The organism is Loktanella sp. SALINAS62 (assembly GCF_018263905.1).
Classification (GTDB): Bacteria; Pseudomonadota; Alphaproteobacteria; order Rhodobacterales; family Rhodobacteraceae; genus Loktanella.
The window spans coordinates 201,812-217,355 of the sequence record NZ_JAAFZU010000023.1 but is presented as its reverse complement, the minus strand read 5'-3'; the positions used below and the strand labels follow the sequence as shown (position 1 = coordinate 217,355).

Genomic DNA, 15,544 nt, shown 5'->3' with positions numbered 1-15,544 from the left:
CGCATCATAGATGCGCGAGAATTGTCCGTGTCGCGCCAAAAAACCGCCAAGGCAGCCGTGCGCGATCATCCATGTCGAAAAACCGTTTCATGCAGGGCGGGATATACCCCGCCCCGCTTTGCCGCAAGGGGGCAGTCACTGGTGCGCGCTACCGGGCGTCGATTTCAAGGTAAGACAGCTGCGACGCGGCATAGGTGGTAAAGTTGTCTTCCGTCAAATCAGCCGGAGAAATGCCATTCAGCCGCAGCACCAGATCACCGTTGGTCGTATCTGCCGACGTCGTCGGCCCAAAGGTCACCAAGGTGAACGGTCCGTCTGCATCAGTGCCCGATGTCAGGACAATGTCATATTCCGCGGGCTCGTCGAATTCGCTGCCGTCATCAGGCATGCGCAGTTGATACAGGTCGATCTGGTCGCGGGTTGGATCAAAGTCGGTAATCGTGGTGTCGGTCGCCACTTCGATCGTGTCGAACCCGGTGCCTGTCGTGATGGTGTTGTTGCCCGACATGCTGAATATCTGGTCGCCGCCGTCCCCGCCAAAAACAACGTCGTCGCCTGTGTCCGCCACGATGGTGTCGGCACCAGCGCCACCGTCCAGAACATCGTCGCCGTCCATGCCGATCAGATAATCGTTTCCGGCGCTGCCGATCAGCGTGTCGTCGCCCAGTCCGCCATCAAGAATATCATCGCCACCGTCGCCACCAATCACGTCATTCCCATCGCCACCCATGATGGAATCGTTGCCGTCACCACCGTTCAGGCGATCATCGCCAGCACCACCGCGGATGGTATCGTCACCGTCGCCACCGAACACGCGATAGGGGCCTTCGTCATCGCCGGGATCAATCCTGTCACCGATCAGGATCGTGTCGTTGCCTTCGTTGCCCAGCACAAGGCCGGTGCCACGTTCGACGATGATCGTGTCGTCGCCCAGCCCACCAAAGGTGGTGTCTTCGCCACCGTTGATTGTGATGGTGTCATTACCCGTCCCGCCGCTGACCGTATCGTTGCCAGAACCGTCAAAGATTGTATCATCGCCGGCACCGCCAAAGATAAGGTCGTCACCCGCGCCGCCACCCAACAAATCGTCACCGAACCCACCGTCCACAATGTCGTTGCCGGCATCGCCGCGCAGTTCGTCATTTCCCAAACGGCCGCGCAATGTGTCGTCGCCATCGCCGCCACGCAGGATATCGTCACCGTCGTCACCGATAAGTACATCATTGCCACCGCCGCCATCGATGGAATCATTCCCCATCAGGGCGCTGTAGCGATCATCGACGTTGCCCAACGTCACAACGTCGTCACCGTTCGTCCCTAACTGCAGCGGTGTGATTGCCGGATCGTCCGCGGCATCATCGCCCGACGTGTCCTGATCGGGTTCAGGCAGCGCGGTTTCCGTAAGGCCAAGGGTCAACCCGTCGTCCGCGGGTGGCGCGTCGTCGTTGTCGTCATCATCGTCGTCAAACGTGAATGCGTAGATCAGTCCAACAGCCAATAGTGCGGGCAGCAAAAAGAGTTCCATTCAAAATCCCCTGATTTTTTCACCTGTGCAGGTCAGACGCGACCAAAGCCGCAGAAGATTGCATCGAATATCGTCAAAATCCGCCCGGTGCCGTGGTATTGTTTCCCGTATGAAAACATTATTAATTTCATAGCCTTATAAAAGTCATAATTGACGATTGGCCAAGCTTTGTGCCCTGTCAAGTCTTTGCGTGTCGGACCGGCTTATCTTGATGGTATATCGTTAACGATCTAGCCTCACTTATCTGGCTGGAGAATGCGATGGCGCTGCATGAAGACCTGTTGACGCAACCCGACGGGGCGGATGCCCCAATGGATGAGATTATTGGCGTCGGGCAGGATCTGTTTCAGCAGGCAGAAGTGTTCATCGCGTCGCTGTGGCGGCCATGGATTCTGTACCAGATACTTATCGCATTGGTGATTTTCATCGTTGCGCATGTTGCGCATACTATTCTTGCACCGCGACTGCGCGCATGGATCAAGACGCGTGAAGACTGGCCGTTGTGGCGCATCCGCTGGATGCTGGTTGTGCACAAACGGCTGCGCGGTATTTTGTTCGTGGCACTGATCTGGACCACCATCCTGATCATGCAGGAAATCACATGGAACAGCCGCAGTTACTTGCTGCAGATCGTCGGCAATCTGGCACTGGCCTGGCTTTTGGTGGCATTTACCACCCGTGTGATTGCCAATCCCCTGATGCGTGGCATCGTGCGGTACACGCTGTGGGCCTGGATTACCCTGCGCATTCTGGGGCTGACCGACGAATTTGCTGCACTTCTGGACAGTCTTGCGTTCCATGTCGGCGACGTGCGGTTTTCCCTGCTGATCGTGGTGCAGGCGATCCTGATTATCGGTCTGTTGTGGGTCGGCGCACGGTTTCTGTCGCGGATGGTGACGGGGCGCATCCACGGCAATGCGGATATCAGCCCATCGATGCAGGTGCTTGCGGTCAAGGCGATGCAGATATTGCTTTATGGTGCCGCCGTTTTCGTCGGACTAAAGGCAATCGGGATCGACCTGACCGGTCTTGCCGTGCTGTCGGGTGCCATCGGCGTGGGCCTTGGTTTTGGTCTGCAAAAGGTCGTATCGAACCTTGTGTCGGGCGTGATCATCCTGCTGGACAAATCGATCAAGCCCGGTGACGTCATTAGTCTTGGCGAAACCTTTGGCTGGATCAATTCGCTGGGCGCGCGCTATGTCAGCATCACCACACGCGACGGCAAGGAGTATCTGATTCCGAACGAGGATCTGATCACCGGGCAGGTGGTGAACTGGTCCCATTCCAACGATTTTGTCCGGCTGGATATCTATTTCGGCACGGCCTACAACGATAACCCGCATGATGTACGCCGCATTGCGATCGCTGCGGCGCAAAGCGTGGACCGGGTGCTGAGCACACGACCTGCGGTGTGCCATATCGTTGGTTTCGGGGACAGTTCAGTGGATTACATCCTGCGGTTCTGGATATCGGACCCGACCGGTGGCCTGACGAATATCAGGGGTAATGTCTATCTGGCGCTGTGGGATGCATTCAAGGAACACGACATCAGCATCCCGTTTCCACAACGCGAGGTAAAGGTGTTGGACGGGTCGACGCTGGTGACGCGCTCAAACTCAACCCCCTGAGGTTGGTCCGCTTCTGTGGCGTCTGGTCAAGTGCCGGGGCGCCGTGGTGCTGCTGGCCTGACAAGGGGGCACAGGCTGCAGGTAGATTTTTCACCGTTGCAATTGATCCATAATGGTGCCAATTGGCGATACCTTGCGCGCCGGATGTGTCGCAGTCGTTGAAATCGTGTCTTGACGGGTCTAGATTGAACTTACGCACCGCGTCGGGGCGTTTGATGCCGGCGCTATTCCTTGGAGGACAATGCACTGTCTCTTTCCACCCCGGCAGCTTTCCCTGCCGCCCGCAAGGCCGATAGCGTGACATCGGTTGCATACAATGGCGACCAATTGCTTGACGCCATCCTGACCTCTCTGGATGACGACAAAGCCGAAGAGGTCGTGAAAATCAATCTGCGCGGTAAATCCGAAATGGGTGACTGGATGGTCATTGCGACCGGACGGTCGACACGTCAGGTGTCCGCCATTGCCGAAAAACTGGTCGCACGCATGAAGGAAAAATTCGGCGTCGTGTCCAAGGTCGAAGGCAAGGACGTTGGTGACTGGGTTCTGATCGATACCGGCGATGTCATCGTGCATATCTTCCGCGAAGAAGTGCGCGAATTCTACCAGCTTGAAAAGATGTGGATGCCCGGCGCGGACACCGCCACCGTCTGATGAAGCTGTCGATCTGCGCCGTCGGGCGTCTTGCGCCCCGCTCTGAGGAGCGGGCGCTGACGGATGATTACATGTTACGGTTCGCGCCGGTCGGGCGTACGCTGGGCTGGGGTCCGTTGACCGAAACGCAGGTCGAAGACCGCAAATCCCAAGGGATGGGCGCAGAAGCAGAGCTTTTGCGCCGTGCCATTCCCAAGGGCGCCGTAATCGTGGCGCTGGATGAACGCGGCAAGCCTGTCACCTCTCCGGATTTTGCCGAACGGTTGCGCAATTGGGGCGATCAGGGGCGTGATGTGGCGTTTGTCATCGGTGGTGCCGACGGTATCGATCCGGGTCTGCGCGATCAGGCCGATATGCTGCTGTCGTTCGGATCAATGGTCTGGCCGCACAAGCTGGTGCGCGTCATGCTGGCGGAACAGATCTACCGCGCCGCGACGATCCTGACGGGATCGCCCTATCACCGGACCTGACAAATTGCCCTAGAAACCGCGTACCGGGCATTTTCCCGCGCCGCCGCTTACGCTAGGTCTGTGCCAACAAGGAGATCCGCGATGACCCAGACAACGCCAAAACCAGTCGTCCTGTGCATTCTTGACGGCTGGGGGGACCGGGATGCGCGCGACGGCAATGCGCCCGCGCTGGCCCAGACCCCGAACTTTGACCGGATTGCCGCCGCAGGTCCGCGCGCACAACTGATCACGCACGGGCCGGACGTTGGGCTGCCCAGCGGCCAGATGGGCAATTCAGAGGTCGGCCATACAAATATCGGCGCAGGCCGCGTCGTGGCAATGGATCTGGGCCAGATCGACCTTGCCATAGAAGACGGCAGTTACGACACGCAGGCCGCGATCAAGCGGTTCATCGCCGCATTGAAAGACAGCGGTGGTCGCGCGCATCTGATGGGTGTGGTGTCCGATGGCGGTGTACACGGGCATATCGCGCATTTGATCCGCACGGCCCACGTCATCCACGATGCGGGCGTTCCCGTCGTGATACATGCCATCACCGATGGCCGTGATGTCGCGCCGAAATCGGGTGCTGATTTCATGGCTGACCTGCTGGGCCAGCTTCCCCCTGACACACAGATCGGCACAGTGATCGGGCGGTATTACGCGCTGGACCGTGACAATCGCTGGGAACGTGTCGAAACCGCATACGACGCGATGGTGCGGGGTCGGGGTCAAGCTGCAACCGATGCGCCGACTGCCATCGCGCAGGCGTATGCCGCCGGACAGACCGACGAATTTGTGACCGCCACGGTGATTGGTGATTACACGGGGATGGAACAGGCCGACGGTTTGTTTTGCCTGAATTTCAGATCGGACCGGGCCCGCGAAATCCTGGAAGCGATTGGCAACCCCGATTTCGACGGCTTCACCCGGGACCTGCCGCATTTGGTGGCGCGTCTGGGAATGGTCGAATATTCTGACCGGCATAGCGCATGGTATGACGCCGTTTTCCCCAAGCGGGATATCGTCAATACGCTGGGGGCGTGGGTTGCGCAGCATGGACGCACCCAGTTCCGGTTGGCAGAGACGGAAAAATATCCGCATGTCACGTTTTTCCTGAACGGTGGCAAGGAAACGCCAGAAGCGGGCGAAGACCGCCATATGCCAAAATCACCCAATATCGCCACCTATGACATGCAGCCCGAAATGTCGGCGGCAGAGGTGACCGATGCCTTTGTCGGTGCCATCGAAAAAGGTTACGACCTGATCGTCACCAATTATGCCAATCCCGACATGGTCGGTCATACCGGTGATCTGGATGCCGCCATCGCAGCGTGCGAAACGGTGGATCGCGGTCTGGGGCGCGTGCTGGACGCGCTGGAACGGGCAGGTGGCGCGATGATCGTCTGTGCCGATCACGGCAATTGCGAAACGATGGTCGATCCCGCATCCGGCGGGCCGCATACCGCGCATACCATCAACCCGGTGCCCGTCATCATGGTCGGCGGTCCCGATGGTGCGAGTCTGCGCAACGGGCGTCTGGCCGATCTGGCACCGACCCTTCTGGCGCTGATGGGGCTGGACCTGCCCGACGAGATGACGGGACGGTCATTGATCGACTGATGCGTACGCTCGTCCTGATCTTGATGCTGTGGGGCGGGATCGCCGCTGCGCAATCCCCGGCAGAGGCGGCGCAACAGGCGGCTGACCGGCTGACAGCCGCACGCGCGCAGTTGGATGCGGCAGGTTCCGGTTCCGACCGGGTCACGGCGCTGTCCGAAACTGTCGGCGCATATGAGGACGGTTTGATCGCCCTGCGCGACGGGCTTCGGCGGTTGGCGATCCAGCAGGACACGATGCAGACCCAGTTGGACAGTCGCAGCGTAGAGGTGGGCCGCCTGCTGGGGGTGCTTGCATCCATCGGGGACGCACCTGCGCCGTTGTTGCTGTTGCATCCGAACGGGGCGCTGGGCACCGCGCGTGCTGGAATGATCGTGGCGGATGTGACGCCTGCGTTGCAGTCACAGGTGGATGAACTTCGCCTGCAACTTGAAGAACTGGGGCTGATTCAGTCGCTTCAGGAAACAGCGCTGGATACGCTTGGCGACGGGCTCGAAGGGGCGCAAGCCGCGCGCGCTGCCCTGTCCGCCGCGATTTCAGACCGGACGGACCTGCCACGCCGGTTCAGTGACGATCCCATTCAGACCGCCCTGTTGCTGGCCAGTACCGATACGCTGGACGATTTTGCCGATGGGCTGGCGCAGTTTTTCGATACCGGCGACGCGGCACCGACATTGGAACCGACGGGCAACCTGCCATCGCCCGTGCGGGGCACCGTGCTGCGCGGATTCAATCTACCAGACGCGGCGGGTATATCGCGGCCGGGTGTGATCATTGCGGGGCGGCCGCGCGCGCTGGTCACGACGCCGGTGGCGGCCACCGTCCTGTTTCGCGGGCCGTTGCTGGATTACGGCAACGTCATCATCATTGAGCCTGCGCAGGATGTCATGATGGTGCTTGGTGGTCTGGCTGAAGTTTACGGCGAAACCGGTCAAGTGCTGCCCGCAGGGGCACCCGTCGGCCTGCTGGGCGGAGATGCGCCTGCCATTGACGACATTTTGACTGAAACGAAGCGTTCCAGCGACCCTGCGGCGTCCGAGACCCTTTATCTTGAAGTCAGAGAAGGGCAAAGTCCCGTGGACCCCGCGACATGGTTCGCGCTGGACCAAAGATAGGAACACGCGATGAAAAAGTTGATGATGGCAGCCGCTGGCGGCACGATTGTGGGTCTTGTGGCAACGACACAGTTTGCTGGCCCGGTTCTGGCGCAGACGACCGACAGTGGTGGCAGTATTTACCAGCAGCTTGATCTGTTTGGTGATATTTTTGAACGCATTCGACAGGGCTATGTCGAAGATGTGGATGACAAGGCGCTGATCGAAGCGGCGATCAACGGGATGCTGACATCGCTTGATCCCCATTCGTCCTATCTGTCCGAAGACGATGCATCGGACATGCGGGTGCAGACCCGTGGCGAATTCGGTGGTTTGGGGCTAGAGGTTACGCAGGAAGAAGGCTGGGTCAAAGTCGTGTCGCCCATCGACGGCACCCCGGCTGATGCCGCTGGCATGGAAGCGGGCGATTATATCACGAATGTCGATGGTGAAAGCCTGATGGGCCTGACGCTGGACGAGGCGCTGGAACTGCTGCGCGGCCCTGTCGGGTCCGAAGTCATCATCACCGTGGTGCGCGAGGATGAGCCGGAACCGATCGATGTGTCGATCATCCGTGACACGATCAAACTGACCGCCGTGCGGGCCCGTACCGAAGGCCGCGCCGTCGTTCTGCGTGTCACGACCTTTAACAACCAGACCTTCCCCAACCTTGAAGAGGGGCTTGCCGAACAAGTAGAGGCAGCAGGCGGAATCGAAAACGTGGACGGGATCGTGCTGGACCTGCGCAACAATCCGGGCGGTTTGTTGAATCAGGCCGTGTTCGTGTCGGACGCATTCCTGAACGCTGGCGAAATTGTATCCACACGGGGGCGCGACGTGGCGGACAGTGACCGTTTCAACGCCACCGAAGGCGATCTGGCCCAAGGTCTGCCCATCGTCGTTTTGATCAATGGCGGGTCTGCCAGCGCGTCGGAAATCGTCGCGGGCGCGTTGCAGGACCATCGCCGCGCCATCGTCGTCGGCACCAAAAGCTTTGGCAAGGGATCGGTGCAGACTGTCGTGCCGCTGCAGGGGAACGGCGCAATGCGTCTGACCACCGCGCGGTATTACACGCCATCGGGTCGGTCCATTCAGGCGTTGGGCATTTCGCCCGACATCATCGTCGAACAGCCCCGCCGGGCGGAAGAAGATCCAGAGGCTGACGAAAACGATGCGGCACCGCGCACCGAAGCAAACCTGCGTGGCGCGCTGAACAACGACAGCCTGACCGACGACGAGATCGAACAGATCGAAGAAGACCGCGCGCGGGCGGAAGCTGCGGCACAACTGCGCGAGGACGATTATCAACTGGCCTATGCCATTGATATCCTCAAAGGGCTTCAAGCGCTGGGTGGCGAACAGGTCGGTCTGATTTCAGAACAGGACTAATCCATTCGATACCAAAGGGGCCGCATTTCAGTAGAATGCGGCCCCTTTTGCGTCAGACGATGGTATGTCCGGCATCAGTGATCGCCCGCGCCAAAGCGCTGATATGGGCGGGCCCTACCTCGCAGCAGCCACCGACGACGGTGGCGCCTGCGTCGATCCACGCCATTGCATGTTCAGCATAGGCATCAGGTGACAGGTCGCGGCTGGTCAATGCGTCGACTGTCGGTTTGTCCTGCAGAAATTCAGCCGTGATCTTTTGAAACCCGTTGGCATAGGCACCGAACGGCAGATCACCTGTTGCAAGGATGCGCAGGGTGTCATGTATGGCTTCGGGTGCCGAACAGTTCACAAGGATCGCCGCCGCGCCGCCGTCTTTTGCAATCGGTAACACGTCTGAAACGGGCTCGCCTGACCGCAATCTGGTGCCGTCGCGGTCGTCCACCGTCACCGCCAGCCAGACAGGTAAACCGGTCGGCACGGTTGCAGCCAGAATTGATCGGGCATGGTCCAGCGATGCCACCGTTTCACACAGAATCAGATCGCAGCCGGGGGCCAGCGTCTGCGCGATTTCCGCATATAGTGGTATGGCAACCGCCGCTTTGGGATGGATGTCGGGGCGGTAGCTGGCGATCAGTGGGCCGATGGCGCCTGCGATCTTGCCCGACCCGTGGGCGTCACGGGCGGCGTGTGCTTCTGAAAGTGCCAGTGCGTGCAGTTGGCTGAACTGGCCTTCGCAAGGGGTATCGACCAGTCTGTCGTGATGAATGGCATAGGTATTGGCCGTGGCCACGGTCGCACCAGCGGCAAAGTAGTCGGCATGCACCTGTTGCACCATGCCGGGATGGTTGAACATCACCTGCGTGCCCCACAGTGCTGTCGGCTTTTCGGGTGCGCGATGGGTCAGTTCCTGTCCCATGCCGCCGTCCAGAAGGGTAATTTCGGTCATTTCACTGATCCTTTGCGGCGAAAACTGCGCCAAGCAGGCGTTCCAGTTCATCCGCATCTTGTTGTGTAAAGGCGTCGGGTTGGTTGCTGTCGATGTCGAAGACACCCAACAGCCCGCCGTCGCGGCCCCAGACCGGCAGCACCAGTTCGGACCGTGTCGATGACGCGCAAGCGATATGACCGTCAAAGACGTCAACATCAGGCACCAACTGCACCTGTCCCGTCCGGGCGGCAGCACCGCAGACACCACGGGAAAACGGAATGACAAGACAGCCGTGGCCCCCCTGATAGGGGCCGATCTTCAGCAATTCAGGGTCCGTCAGGCGGTAAAAGCCTGTCCAGTCGAACCGGTTGTCAGCGTGATGCACCTCGCATGCGACGGTCGCCATCAGGGCCACGACATCGGTTTCGCCTGAAACAAGCGATGCGACGGTCTGGTGAAGCTGTGGGTAATTGATCTGTTTCATGGCGGTTACGTATCGCCATATTTGGGCCGGAAAAAGCCCCGAAACGACCTGCTTTGCGTCACGACCAGGTCAAACCGACTCGTCAAGGATCGAACTGTAGCTGCATGGCTTCTTTCGGCACCGCGTTTTCTAGCCCCCACCCAGTAACGCGGTGCCGATCAATCTGTGATCAGCGATTGCCCCTGCATGTTTTTTCCCCCACGTTCCGTGATCAAAGCGGGAGGAGCTGCAATGCGTGATTTTCATCTACCAGGTCGGTCGGCGGTCTATGCGGAAAACGGAATGTGCGCGACATCGCACCCGCTGGCCGCAAAAGTGGCCGTACAAATTCTGGAAGCCGGCGGAAATGCCGCGGATGCCGCCATCGCAGGCGCCGTTCTGCTGGGGATCTGTGAACCGCAGATGACAGGGATCGGGGGCGATTGTTTCGTCCTGATGACCCCACCGGGCGAGGATCGTATCATTGCGCTGAACGGGTCAGGCCGCGCGCCTGCCGCGTATTCCGCAGATGCACTGCGCGCACAGGGTCATGCGACCGTGCCAGTTGACAGCGCACATGCCGTCACTGTGCCGGGGGCCATTGATGCATTTTGCCGCCTGTCAAAAGACTGGGGCAAACTGGGCATGAAGGCGGCGCTGGCGCCAGCCATCCACTACGCTGAAACGGGTGTGCCAGTCGCACCGCGCGTCGCCTTTGACTGGGCGCTGGATGAACCGCGCCTGCAAGGTGCGGCACGCGATGCCTATCTGATCGGTGGCGCGGTGCCGCGCACGGGCCAGATGTTCCGCGCGCCCGGTCAGGCGGATGTGCTGCGTCGCATCGGTCTGGATGGACGTGCCGGTTTCTACGAAGGCGAGGTGGCCGCAGATATGGTCGCATCGCTGAACGCCGCAGGTGGTGTGCATACGCTGGACGATTTCGCGCAGCACGAATCAACCTATGGTGACCCGATCCACGGTGCCTATGGCGGGTTGGATCTGTTCGAGCATCCGCCAAACGGGCAGGGTGCAACCGCCATCCTGCTGCTGAACATGCTGGCGCATTTCGATTTGAAATCAATGGACCCGCTTGGGGCAGACCGTATCCATATCGAGGCAGAGGCGACAAAACTTGCCTATGATGCCCGCAACCGTTTTCTGTCCGACCCCGATCATATGACGCGGCTGGACCATATGCTGTCGATGGAAACGGCCCAAAAACTGGCCGCAACCATTGATCCAAAACGCGCACAAGCGCCGCAACGCGCACCGGTCGAGGCGATCCACAAGGACACGATCTATATCACCGTGGTGGACCGCGACCGCATGGCCGTTTCGCTGATCTATTCCATTTTTCATGGGTTCGGGTCGGGGATCGCATCCGACAAATTCGGCGTCCTGTTCCAGAACCGTGGCGCGGGCTTTAGCCTGGCCAAAGGCCACGCCAACGAAGGCGGCCCTGGCAAACGACCCATGCACACGATCATTCCGGGGATGTTGCAGCAAAACGGCAAGACGATCATGCCGTTCGGCGTCATGGGCGGGGCGTATCAATCGACGGGCCATGCACGGTTTGTGACGAACCTGACGGATTACGAAATGGACCTACAGGCCGCACTGGACGCGCCGCGTGCGTTTTCCGACGTGGACGGCCTAAAGGTGGAACGCGGATACAGCGACGCTGTCCGTGCCAAGTTGTCGGACATGGGACATCACGTGGTCATTCCCGAAACCGCAATCGGCGGCGCACAGGCGATCAAGATAACCGAAGACGGTATTCTTGAAGGTGCGTCCGATCCCCGCAAGGACGGTTGCGCACTGGGCTATTAATTTAGCTGCACCTGCAACGGGTATGCACCATCCTCGAACGGGCCAAACAGATCGGGCACGTCGGGATGGTCCACCGGTTCACCGGAATAATCTGCAACCAGATTCTGTTCGGATACATAAGCCACGTAGAAACTGCGTTCGTTTTCGGCCAGCAAGTGGTAATACGGCTGATCCTTGGCCGGGCGCGACTCTTCTGGGATGGCTTCATACCATGCGTCCGTATTCGAAAAACTGGCATCGACGTCAAAGACGACCCCGCGAAACGGATGTTTGCGGTGACGGACGACTTGGCCAAGATAGTATTTCGCGCGTGTCTTATACATGGTTAGCAACCCCCAAGGTCCGAATACCTTCAAAGTTGACCAAAAGTCCATCGGGACAAGGGCAATTCCAAAGAAACAGTCTGTTAAGGGGTCTGATTAAACCAAAATCGGCGGATCGGCGCGGATCGGTGCATTGTGATCAGGCCACTCTCATAGAACCGTTCACACAAGGCGTATCATCAGCTATGCTGTAAAAAAACGAGCGAAAAGCGAGAGGCGTATGAGCAGTTTCTTTCGCGCATTGGTGTTATTGGCGGTCCTTGGCAGTTGCGGCAGCCGGGAATTTTCTGCACCGCGCGACCTGGAAAACGCGTGTTCCATCCTGATGGAGCGCCCGGAATACCGACGTGCCTTCAAGAAGGCAGAGCGTAAGTACGGTGTGCCCATGCCGGGCATGATGGCGATGATCTACCAAGAGAGTAAGTTCATCGGCAACAATCGCCCGCCACATCAATACGCTTTGGGCGTGATTCCCGTTGGGCGACAATCGTCTGCACTGGGCTACAGTCAGGCGCTGGATGGCACATGGGAAGAATACCAGAACGAAGTCGGTGGTCGTAGATCAAAGCGCGAAAACATTGATGACGCTGCTGATTTCATGGGCTGGTACATGACCAAGACCGTGTCTGAAACGGGCGTCCCAATGCACGATATCCGCAATCAGTATCTAGCCTACCACGATGGCCGTTCAGGTTTTAAGCGTGGAACTTGGCGTAGCAAAAGCTGGTTGATCCGGATCGCCGGAGAGGTCGAATCACGTGCCTTGGTCTATGACGCCCAGTTGCGCGCCTGCGGCAAACGCTAAACGGCAATGACCCCGGCGTCATCACGCCGGGGTCATCAACCCTATTTCAGGTTTATCGAGAGCCGTTTGCCCCGATGAACCATGCGTCTTTGTCCAGCGCGCGGCTGATTTCGACGAACAGATCTTCTGTATCGCCGTCGCCCGCCTCTTCGGCAGCGGATGCGGCATCGCGAATGGATGCGCCAACGCTGAGAAAACGCTTTTTCAGCTCTTCGACGTGTTCTTCAATTTTGGTCAGTTCCACCGGATAGGCGGTCATCTTGGCCTTATCGGCGGCGACTTCCAACGTGCCACGGGCGAAACCACCCAAGATTACGGTGCGTTCGGCGATGGTGTCGATACCGTCGCGCAGGCGGGCCGATACATCGTCCAGCAGTTCGTGCACACCGATGAAACCTTCGCCCTTGAGGTTCCAGTGCGCTTGCTTGACGGCCATCTGCAGTGCCTGCATTTCGACCAGATTGTCGTTGAGAATATTGATGACCTTTTCACGGGTCTGGCCGTCCAGACCGGCGACGAATGCTTCTGGCATGTGAAACTCCTGTTCAAATAATACGGCGTCATCGCCTTTGGTCCATTAATGCGTGGGCCCCCTGTACGGTTCCATCGCCGATAGTCGCTGACAGGGTGGCGCTATCGCATGTCAGACCCGATATGGTTTTCATCAAGCCAACCGCGGCCTATGTCGTGGAACACGTCGAATAGGGTTTTAGACACATGAACAGACGCACACTTCTTCTGGCAGCCGCAGCTACGGCGCTTGTCGGCACGGCTGCGCAGGCGCAGCAGCTTTCACTGTCGCAGGTGTCCAGCTATCTGAACCAGCTTGTCACCGCGACGGGCGGATTCACGCAGATCAACGGGGACGGCACGCTGTCCACGGGGCAAATCTATATCAAGCGACCGGGGCGCATCCGATTCGAATACAATGCGCCCGACAATTCGCTGGTGATGGCGGGTGGCGGATCGGTCGCAATTTTCGATCCCCGATCCAACACGCCGGCTGAACGCTATCCGCTGTCACAGACACCGCTGTCGATCATTCTGGCACCGAACGTCGATCTGGGCCGGGCCAGCATGGTCACGGGACACACGTCCGACGGGACAACCACCACGATTACGGCGCAAGACCCCGAAAATCCCCAATACGGCAATATCCAGATGGTATTTACCGCCAATCCGGTGGAATTGCGGCAGTGGGTGGTGACCGATGACGTCGGTGAAAAGACCACCGTGATCCTGAACGATCTGCAGCCCGGTGCGTCGATTTCGGACCGCATGTTCAACATCGTGGCCGAAAACAGCGCACGCGGAAACTGACAACATTAGGGCGCGGGACGATTAGTGTGATCGACCCGCGCCTTTTTGCTTAACTGTCCCGGAATGACGGCTATAAACCGACTGCATTCAGGGAAAGACCAGATATGACATACCCCCGCGATATGATCGGCTATGGCGCCACGACGCCTGATCCGAAATGGCCCAACGGGGCAAAGATCGCCGTTCAGATCGTCGTGAACTACGAAGAAGGCGGCGAAAACAACATCCTGCACGGCGATCCCGCATCAGAAGCGTTCCTGTCCGAAATTCCGGGTGCGACCGCGTGGTCGGGGCAGCGCCACTGGAACATGGAAACCATCTATGAATACGGCGCGCGCGCCGGGTTCTGGCGTCTGCATCGCCTGCTGCACGATCTGCCCGTGACCGTCTTTGGTGTCGCGACCGCATTGGCGCGCGGGCCTGAACAGGTTGCCGCGATGAAGCAATCGGGCTGGGAAATCGCCAGTCACGGGCTGAAGTGGATCGAATACAAGGACACCCACGAAGACACCGAACGCACCCATATCCAGCGCGCAATCCGCCTGCATACCGAAGTTACGGGGGAACGTCCGCGCGGGTTCTATCAGGGGCGCGCGTCGATGAATTCAGTGCGGCTGGCCGCCGAAGAAGGGTTCGACTATCTGGCCGACAGCTACGCAGACGATCTGCCGTTCTGGCAGTCGATCAACGGCACAGACCGGTTGATCGTGCCATATACGCTGGACGCCAACGACATGCGGTTTTCCACGCCGAACGGGTTCAACGCAGGCGACCAATTCCGCGACTACCTGACCGCAAGTTTCGACGCCTTGTATCGTGAAGGCGTCGAAGGTGCGCCCAAGATGATGTCCATCGGTCTGCATTGCAGACTGGCCGGACGGCCGGGCCGGATCGAGGCACTGCGCCAGTTTCTGGACCATGTCCGGTCGCATGATCGTGTCTGGTTCGCCACCCGTGCCCAGATCGCGGACCATTGGAAAGCGCATCATCCCGCAAGCACCGCGCAGCGCCCGTCCCAGATGGACCAAAAGGAATTCGTCAAAGCCTTTGGTGATGTCTATGAACATTCGCCATGGGTGGCCGAAGAGGCATTCAAGCTCGAACGTAGCCCGGCCCATGATACCCCTGTGGGACTGGCGAACCTGATGGCCCGCGCGTTCCGCCGCGCGACGGATGATGCCCGGCTGGAAGTTCTGCGCGCGCATCCCGATCTTGCCGGAAAACTGGCGGCGGCCCGGCGGTTGACGGCAGACAGCACATCTGAACAGGCGTCCGTCGGCCTGGACGCGTTGACCGACGACGAACGCTCTTTGTTCCAGCGCGCAAACGAGGCTTATACTAAGAAATTCGGGTTTCCATTCATCATTGCGGTGCGTGACAATACCAAGAATTCGATCCTTGAAGCGTTCGAAATCAGATTGAACAACACCAAAGAGCAGGAATTTGCGACCGCCTGCGAACAGGTCAACCGCATTGCGGAACTGCGCCTGATGCACATCCTGAAGGGCTGAACGGC

The 15,544-nt window shown here is 59.1% G+C and carries 15 protein-coding genes; 10 read left to right on the top strand and 5 right to left on the bottom strand.

Features of this window, described 5'->3' with window-relative positions:
- Positions 1 to 148: 148 nt before the first annotated feature.
- Positions 149 to 1,525: a calcium-binding protein gene (locus GZH79_RS08580; protein ID WP_211643368.1), complete on the bottom strand. Its 1,377-nt coding sequence runs from the start codon at positions 1,523 to 1,525 to the stop codon at positions 149 to 151.
- A 260-nt stretch (positions 1,526 to 1,785) separates the two neighbouring features.
- Between GZH79_RS08580 and GZH79_RS08575 the strand changes: the two genes are divergently transcribed.
- From GZH79_RS08575 to GZH79_RS08550, 6 genes are all read left to right on the top strand, one after another.
- Positions 1,786 to 3,153, top strand: coding sequence for a mechanosensitive ion channel domain-containing protein (locus tag GZH79_RS08575; RefSeq protein WP_211643367.1), 1,368 nt, complete (start codon positions 1,786 to 1,788; stop codon positions 3,151 to 3,153).
- Between the two features lie 297 nt (positions 3,154 to 3,450).
- Positions 3,451 to 3,807: a ribosome silencing factor gene (gene rsfS / locus GZH79_RS08570; RefSeq protein WP_211643366.1), complete on the top strand. Its 357-nt coding sequence runs from the start codon at positions 3,451 to 3,453 to the stop codon at positions 3,805 to 3,807.
- Complete coding sequence (gene rlmH, locus GZH79_RS08565) at positions 3,807 to 4,277, top strand: 23S rRNA (pseudouridine(1915)-N(3))-methyltransferase RlmH (protein WP_211643365.1); 471 nt, start codon at positions 3,807 to 3,809, stop codon at positions 4,275 to 4,277. The genes rsfS and rlmH overlap by 1 nt, the downstream gene beginning before the upstream one ends.
- A gap of 81 nt (positions 4,278 to 4,358) precedes the next feature.
- Positions 4,359 to 5,879 (top strand): 2,3-bisphosphoglycerate-independent phosphoglycerate mutase, encoded by a 1,521-nt coding sequence (gpmI, locus tag GZH79_RS08560; RefSeq protein WP_211643364.1) that lies wholly within the window; start codon positions 4,359 to 4,361, stop codon positions 5,877 to 5,879.
- Positions 5,879 to 6,991, top strand: coding sequence for a peptidoglycan DD-metalloendopeptidase family protein (locus GZH79_RS08555; RefSeq protein ID WP_211643363.1), 1,113 nt, complete (start codon positions 5,879 to 5,881; stop codon positions 6,989 to 6,991). The genes gpmI and GZH79_RS08555 overlap by 1 nt, the downstream gene beginning before the upstream one ends.
- 9 nt (positions 6,992 to 7,000) lie before the next feature.
- Positions 7,001 to 8,359 (top strand): S41 family peptidase, encoded by a 1,359-nt coding sequence (locus GZH79_RS08550; protein WP_211643362.1) that lies wholly within the window; start codon positions 7,001 to 7,003, stop codon positions 8,357 to 8,359.
- Positions 8,360 to 8,411: 52 nt separating this feature from the next.
- Here GZH79_RS08550 and GZH79_RS08545 read toward each other — a convergent pair whose 3' ends face one another.
- Together GZH79_RS08545 and GZH79_RS08540 are read right to left on the bottom strand one after the other, a co-directional pair.
- A complete protein-coding gene (locus GZH79_RS08545) occupies positions 8,412 to 9,305 on the bottom strand; it encodes a homocysteine S-methyltransferase family protein (protein ID WP_211643361.1) in 894 nt (297 codons plus the stop codon).
- 1 nt (position 9,306) lies between these two features.
- Positions 9,307 to 9,771 (bottom strand): GAF domain-containing protein, encoded by a 465-nt coding sequence (locus GZH79_RS08540; protein WP_211643360.1) that lies wholly within the window; start codon positions 9,769 to 9,771, stop codon positions 9,307 to 9,309.
- 231 nt (positions 9,772 to 10,002) lie between these two features.
- Between GZH79_RS08540 and ggt the strand changes: the two genes are divergently transcribed.
- On the top strand, positions 10,003 to 11,580 hold the full coding sequence (gene ggt, locus GZH79_RS08535; RefSeq protein WP_211643359.1) for a gamma-glutamyltransferase: 1,578 nt from the start codon (positions 10,003 to 10,005) through the stop codon (positions 11,578 to 11,580).
- Here ggt and hspQ read toward each other — a convergent pair.
- Positions 11,577 to 11,903 carry a heat shock protein HspQ gene (hspQ, locus tag GZH79_RS08530; protein WP_211643358.1) on the bottom strand — a complete coding sequence of 109 codons (327 nt, stop codon included), beginning with the start codon at positions 11,901 to 11,903 and terminating at the stop codon, positions 11,577 to 11,579. The genes ggt and hspQ overlap by 4 nt on opposite strands.
- 220 nt (positions 11,904 to 12,123) lie before the next feature.
- On the opposite strand from hspQ, the gene GZH79_RS08525 reads away from it, so the two are divergent.
- On the top strand, positions 12,124 to 12,708 hold the full coding sequence (locus GZH79_RS08525; RefSeq protein ID WP_211643357.1) for a transglycosylase SLT domain-containing protein: 585 nt from the start codon (positions 12,124 to 12,126) through the stop codon (positions 12,706 to 12,708).
- A gap of 52 nt (positions 12,709 to 12,760) precedes the next feature.
- On the opposite strand, the gene dps is transcribed toward GZH79_RS08525, so the two are convergent.
- A complete protein-coding gene (gene dps, locus GZH79_RS08520) occupies positions 12,761 to 13,240 on the bottom strand; it encodes a DNA starvation/stationary phase protection protein Dps (protein WP_211643356.1) in 480 nt (159 codons plus the stop codon).
- A gap of 185 nt (positions 13,241 to 13,425) precedes the next feature.
- Here dps and GZH79_RS08515 point away from each other — a divergent pair, with 185 nt between their 5' ends.
- Both GZH79_RS08515 and puuE read left to right on the top strand, forming a co-directional pair.
- A complete protein-coding gene (locus tag GZH79_RS08515; RefSeq protein WP_211643355.1) occupies positions 13,426 to 14,028 on the top strand; it encodes an outer membrane lipoprotein carrier protein LolA in 603 nt (200 codons plus the stop codon).
- Positions 14,029 to 14,132: 104 nt separating this feature from the next.
- On the top strand, positions 14,133 to 15,539 hold the full coding sequence (gene puuE / locus GZH79_RS08510) for an allantoinase PuuE (RefSeq protein ID WP_211643354.1): 1,407 nt from the start codon (positions 14,133 to 14,135) through the stop codon (positions 15,537 to 15,539).
- Positions 15,540 to 15,544: the final 5 nt, after the last annotated feature.